Consider the following 6,401-nt stretch of genomic DNA (forward strand, 5'->3'; position numbering starts at 1 on the left):
CCTGCGACGAGACGAGCCTCGATGGAACACCAGGACTTCGAACGCGAGACGCTTCCGCTGCGCACCGGCCTGCTGGCGCACTGCTACCGCATGATGGGATCGGCCGTCGACGCCGAGGACCAGGTGCAGGAGACCTACCTGCGCGCGTGGCGCGCCTTCCACCAGTTCGACGGCCGGTCGTCGGTGAAGACGTGGATGTACCGCATCGCGACGAACTGCTGCCTCAGCGCCCTCGGGTCGGCCCAGCGGCGGCTGCTGCCCTCGGACCTCAGCGGGTCCGCGGGCGACCCGTCGGCGCCGATCAACCCGCGGCCGGAGCAGCCGTGGCTCGAGCCGCTGCCCGACGCGATGATGTGGCAGGACGCCACGCCCACCCCCGAGGAGCAGGTGCTCGCCCGAGAGAACGTCACGCTGGCGTGGGCGTGCGCGCTGCAGGCGTTGACGCCGAACCAGCGGGCGGTGCTGCTGCTGCGAGAGGTCATGGGCTTCAGCGCCGCCGAGACCGCGGACACCCTGGGCACCACCACCGCGTCGGTGAACTCGACGCTGCAGCGGTGCCGGGCGGCGATCGGCGACGGGCTGTCCGCGGCGCGCCCGGCGACCGGAACGGCGGTCCCTTCCGACGACGTCCGCCGCGACGAGGAGGACGCGGTGCGGGCGTTCGTGTCCGCGTTCGAGCGCCACGACTTCGATGCCATCGTGGCCTCGATGAGCGAGGACGTGCACTGGCAGATGCCGCCGTTCGACCGCTTCTACATCGGCAACCACGACGCCGCCGTGCTGTCCTTCACGCACTGCCCGGCCCAGCAGGCCGGCGACCTGCGCTACCTCACCACGCGCGCCAACGGCCAGCCGGCCGTCGGGATGTACCTGCGCAAGGGCGACCAGTGGGAGGCCTTCCAGTTCCAGACCCTCGAGGTGCGCGACGGCGTGGTCGTCGATGTCGTGGGCTGGTTCGAGCCGCACCACTTCCGCCTCGCCGGCCTGCCGCTCGCGCTCGGCTGAGGGCCCGCGCCGCTAGACGCTGCCGAGGAACTCGACGATCCGCTTGCTGACCGCCTCGGGGTGCTCGTTGACCACGAAGTGACCGGCGTCCTCGACCCACTCCGCGGCCGAGCCGGGGCCGAGGGCGCCCCCGATCCGGTCGAGCATGTCCTGGTCGATCGCGATGCAGCCGTCGTTCACGCCGTGCAGGTACAGCACCGGCTGCTCGGGCCGCTGCGGCGGCACCGGCGAGACCGCGGGGGCGGCCGCGCCGAGCCGCATCCCGGCGAACGCCGCGCGGTAGTAGCCGACCGCGGCGCGGACGTTCGCGTCGCTGCCGAGCGCCCGGCGTACCTCGGCCAGCGCGGAGGTGGGGTCGAACCCCGGCGACCACTCGCGCCACAGCGTCTCGACGAAGGCGTAGTCGTGGGAGGTGACGACCTTCTCGGCGATGGCGAGCTGGAACACCCACATGTAGTAGGAGCGCTTGAGCTGCGCGGGCGTCATCAGCAGCTGTCCCAGGTAGGGCGGCGGGGGCACGCTCATCACGACCGCCTTCGCCCACTCGCCGCGGCGGCGGGCGGCGGCGTACGCGACCGAGGCACCCCAGTCGTGGCCGACGATCACCGAGTCCGGGCCGCCGCCGAGCTCGGCGCGCAACGCCGACACGTCGTCGGCCAGCGTCTCGAGCGAGTAGTCGTCGTCGGCCGGGACGGAGGTGGGCGCATACCCGCGCAGCCACGGCGCCACCGCCCGGTACCCGGCGTCCGCGAGCGCCTCGAGCAGCGGGATGAACGACACCGGCGTGTCCGGGAATCCGTGCAGCACCAGGGCCAGCGGCCCGGTGCCGCGTTCCAGGCACGCGAAGTCGATGCCGTTGGCAGAGAGGTGCAGGTCAGGCTTCATCGCTCAAACGTAGGTGCCGCCTCCCGTGCGCGCCACCCTCGGATCGTGACGACGCGGCGAACTTCCGGTGCACCGTCGCGACGCCGCCGGTCCGGACCGCGCGCCGGCCGGATGGACCCACGCGCCTACCAGTCGCGCGTGGGCGTGGGCTGCGCCTCGAAGATCGCCAGGAACGCCGGGTGCGCCGGCACGTTGGTCAGCGGCCGCCCGACGAACGGGGCGTACGCCGACCAGACCGCCTGGAACCCGGCCGACTCGACCAGCCGGACGAACGCCGGCGCGCTCGGCCGGTACACGTGCGTGGGGTCCTGGTCGTAGGAGCCGCGGTACAGCCGCGCCTGCAGCGCATTGCCGATCGTCGGCAGGTGCGCGACGAGCAGGCCGCCGGGGCGCAGGTGGCGGCGTACGACGTGCGCCGCGGCGAGCGGCTCGTCGAGATGCTCGAAGATGTTGATCGCGGTGACCACGTCGAAGGTGGTCTCCCACGGGATGCCGTCGGACAGCGAGCCGGTGCCGAGCGTCGCCGACGGCAGCCGATCGCGGGTTCGTTGCACCGCGTAGTCCGAGATGTCCAGGCCCCACAGGTCGAACTCGCCGTCCATCGCCTCCAGGAACCCGCCGATGCCGCACCCGACGTCCAGGAGCTTCCCGCCGGGCACCCGGCGCAGCACCTGCTTGCGGATGAGCGCGTCGCGGAAGGTGTCGACCTTGTTCTTCACGCCCGCCTCGGGCCGCGAGAACTCGAAGTAGCTGCCGGAGTACTCGAGCCCGTTCGTCATGGGGCGAGCCTAGCGACGGCGAGCAGGCCACCGAATCGCGCGTACGGCGCACTCACTGGCACTTCACCCAGAGTATTCTCGACCGGAACCCGAGAGGACTGTGATGACCGTCTTTAACTGGATCCTGTTCGTTGTCGCCGTGGCGTTCACGATCACCGCAATCGCGCTGTTCGTGGGCAAGGCGCGCAGCGTCTGGAAGATCTTCAAGGCCGGCCAGCCCGATGGCACCCGAAGCCTGGACAAGGGCGACCGGACCAAGACTATGGTCAAGGAAACCCTCGGCCACACGCGCATGCTCAAGTGGAACTTCGTCGGGTTCGCGCACTGGCTGACCTTCTTCGGCTTCTTCGGTCTGTTCCTCACTCTGGTCGAGGCGTACGGCGAGGCGCTCGACCCCGATTTCGAGCTGCCGCTGATCGGTCACTGGTCGGTGTACGGCATCATCGCCGAGCTGCTGTCGGTGGCCACCGTCGTCGGCATCGTCGCGCTGATCGTCGTCCGGCAGATGAACCACCCGCGGGACCCTGCGCGCAAGTCGCGCTTCTCGGGATCGACGTTCTGGCAGGCGTACTTCGTCGAGTTCGTGGTCTTCATGATCGGCCTGTGCATCCTGCTGATCCGCTCCTTCAAGGTCGTGCGGACCGAGGCGGCCGGCGAGGAGTACCTGCCCGTGTGGGCGGCGCCGCTGTCGCACGCGCTCGGCAGCCTGTGGCAGGCCCTCGGGGTCAACTGGTCTACCGCCGGGGTGCTGATCGCGCTGGTCGCGTTCGTCAAGATCATGATCTCCTGGTCGTTCTTCTTCACGCTGTCCCGGGTGCCGACGATGGGTATCGGCTGGCACCGCCTGTGGGCCTTCTTCAACATCTTCTTCAAGCGCAACGCCGACGGCCGCACCGCGCTCGGCCCGGCCAAGCCGATGATGAGCGGTGGCCAGGTCCTCGACCTCGAGGAGGCCGATCCGGAGAAGGACCTGTTCGGCGTCTCGCAGATCGAGCAGTTCACCTGGAAGGGCCTGCTGGACTTCTCGACCTGCACCGAGTGCGGTCGCTGCCAGTCGCAGTGCCCCGCGTGGAACACCGGCAAGCCGCTGTCGCCGAAGCTGCTCATCATGGGCCTGCGCGACCAGATGCACGCCGAGGCGCCGTACCTGCTGGCCGGCGGACGCCGCGACGGCATGGGCGAGGAGGTCGGCAACCCCAACGCGCTCGAGGGGCTGGACGTCCTGGCGATGGCGGCGCACGAGCGCCCGCTGATCGGCACCGCCGAGGAGAACGGCGTGATCGACCCCGACGTGCTGTGGTCGTGCACGACCTGTGGCGCGTGCGTCGAGCAGTGCCCGGTGGACATCGAGCACGTCGACCACATCATCGACATGCGCCGCTACCAGGTCTTGATCGAGTCGGCCTTCCCGTCCGAGGCCGGTGTCATGCTCAAGAACCTCGAGAACAAGGGCAACCCGTGGGGAATGGCGGCGTCCGCCCGCGACGACTGGATGACCGGGCTGGACTTCGAGGTCCGCAAGATCGAGGGCGAGATCCCCGACGACGTCGAGTACCTGTTCTGGGTCGGCTGCGCCGGCGCCCTCGAGGACCGCTCGAAGAAGGTCACCAAGGCCGTCGCCGAGCTGCTCGACCTCGCCGGCGTGTCGTTCGGTGTGCTGGGCTCCGGTGAGACCTGCACCGGCGACCCGGCTCGCCGCCTCGGCAACGAGATGGTCTTCCAGGGCCTCGCGCAGCAGAACGTGGAGGTGCTCAACGGCGTCTTCGAGAACCGCGCGGAAGGCACCCGCAAGATCGTCGCGACCTGTCCGCACTGCTTCAACTCGCTCGCGAACGAGTATCCCCAGCTCGGCGGCACCTACGAGGTCGTGCACCACACGCAGCTGCTCGGACACCTGGTCGAGAACGGCCGGCTGACCCCGGTCACCCCGATCGACAGCAAGGTCACCTACCACGACCCGTGCTACCTCGGCCGGCACAACAAGGTCTACACCCCGCCGCGCGAGGTGCTGGCCGGCGTCCCGGGCATCAAGACCGAGGAGATGCACCGCTGCAAGGACCGCGGCTTCTGCTGCGGCGCGGGCGGTGCCCGGATGTGGATGGAAGAGCGCATCGGCAAGCGCATCAACGTCGAGCGCGTCGACGAGGCCATGTCGCTCGACCCTGACATCGTCTCGACCGCCTGCCCGTTCTGCATCACCATGCTCACCGACGCCGTCACCGCGAAGAAGCAGGCCGGCGAGGTCCGCGAGGAGGTCGAGGTCCTCGACGTCGCGCAGATCATGCAGCGCTCGATGAAGGGCGCGCAGAAGCGCGAGCTCGCCCCGGTCGGCGCGGTCGCGGTGACCGGCGTGCAGGAGTCGTCGGTGCGGTTCGCCGACGCCGTGCGCACGGCGAGCGCGAACGCCCCGGCGCCGGTCGCGGAGCCGGTGGCCACCTCGGTCGGCAGCACCACGGACGGCGCCGGCGGCGCCGCAACCACCGGAGCCGGGGGTGCTGCGGCCACAGCGACCGCCACAGTCGCGGCCCCCGAGGCTCCGCCCAAGGCCGAACCGGCCGCCGAGGCGCCGAAGTCCGGCGGGTACTCCAGCGGCGGCAAGACCGGTGGGTACTCCAGCGGTGGCAAGACCGGTGGGTACTCCAGCGGTGGCAAGACCGGCGGCTACTCCAGCGGCGGTAAGACCGGCGGCTACTCCAGCGGCGGCAAGGCCGGCGGCTACTCCAGCGGCGGCAAGGCGTCGTCGTACTCCTCGAGCGGCAAGGCCGGCGAGGAGGGCGCGAAGTCGCAGCCGGATGGCGACGCCGCCGAGATCGCTGCCGAGGAGAAGGCCGCCGAGAGCGGCACCGCCACCGCGGCCGCAGAGGAGACCACCGCCACCCCGAAGGGCTCCTACGGGTCGGGCACCAAGGGCTCGTACGGGTCCGGTGCGGCCAAGGGCTCGTACGGGTCCGGCGGCAGCAACCTGGCGAAGTACTCCAAGAAGGCGAGCGAGGCCACCGGCGACGGGACCGCTCAGCCGGCCCCGGCCGCCGAGGCGGCCCCGGCACCGGCGACCGAAGCAGCACCGGCGACCGAAGCGGCACCGGCCGCCGCGCAGCCTCCGGCGGACACCGCTACCGCGGCGCCCGCTCCGGCCGCGGCGCCGGCCCCGAAGGCCTCGGGCAACAAGGGCTCGTACGTCAACTCCGGGTTGTCCAAGTACTCCAAGAAGGCGACCGGCGCCGCGCCGGCCGCTGCCGGGGTAGCGCAGCCCGCCGCCGCCGTACCGGCTGCCGGCACGGAGACCACGGCCGAGGCCGCACCTGCCGACGCCGTGGCGACCGCACCCGCCGACGCCGTGGCTACCGCACCTGCCGACGCCGTCTCGGTCGAGGCCGAACCGGCGGCCGCGGAACCGGCGACGTCCACCGCGCCGGCCCCCTCGGAGCAGCCGGCCCCGGCCGCTGCCGTCGCACCGTCGCTGCCGAGGTCGAACGTCAAGGGCAGCTACGGCAACTCGGATCTGTCGAAGTACCAGCGCAAGACCCCGGCACCCGCCGCCGCGCCGGCCACCGAGGCAGCCGCTCCGGCGGAGGTCTCGTCGCCGCCGGCCGCCGCGTCGGAGGCACCGGTCGAGGCGCCGGCAGCCGAGGCCCCCACGGCGGAGGCGCCCGCGCCAGAGCCGGTTGCCGAAGCCGGCCCGACGGCGGACCAGCCGACGGCCGTGGCGGAGCCCGAGGCGCCGGCGCAGCC

The 6,401-nt window shown here is 71.6% G+C and carries 3 protein-coding genes and 1 pseudogene; 2 read left to right on the forward strand and 2 right to left on the reverse strand.

From position 1 onward, the window contains the following. Positions 1-15: 15 nt before the first annotated feature. Positions 16-1,005 (forward strand): annotated as a pseudogene (locus F8A92_RS07265) (RNA polymerase subunit sigma-70); the annotation flags it as partial. A gap of 12 nt (positions 1,006-1,017) precedes the next feature. Here the strand turns inward: F8A92_RS07265 and F8A92_RS07270 are convergent. Together F8A92_RS07270 and F8A92_RS07275 are read right to left on the reverse strand one after the other, a co-directional pair. Further along, the gene (locus F8A92_RS07270; protein ID WP_153504495.1) at positions 1,018-1,890 is read right to left on the reverse strand and encodes an alpha/beta fold hydrolase; all 873 of its coding nucleotides are present in this window, start codon (positions 1,888-1,890) and stop codon (positions 1,018-1,020) included. Positions 1,891-2,015: 125 nt separating this feature from the next. Beyond that, on the reverse strand, positions 2,016-2,669 hold the full coding sequence (locus F8A92_RS07275; protein ID WP_153504496.1) for a class I SAM-dependent methyltransferase: 654 nt from the start codon (positions 2,667-2,669) through the stop codon (positions 2,016-2,018). A gap of 103 nt (positions 2,670-2,772) precedes the next feature. Between F8A92_RS07275 and F8A92_RS19200 the strand changes: the two genes are divergently transcribed. Beyond that, positions 2,773-6,401, forward strand: a 3,629-nt coding sequence (locus F8A92_RS19200; protein ID WP_267130037.1) for a heterodisulfide reductase-related iron-sulfur binding cluster, incomplete at its 3' end; no start/stop codon positions are given.

Source organism: Cumulibacter manganitolerans (assembly GCF_009602465.1).
Lineage (GTDB): Bacteria > Actinomycetota > Actinomycetes > Mycobacteriales > Antricoccaceae > Cumulibacter > Cumulibacter manganitolerans.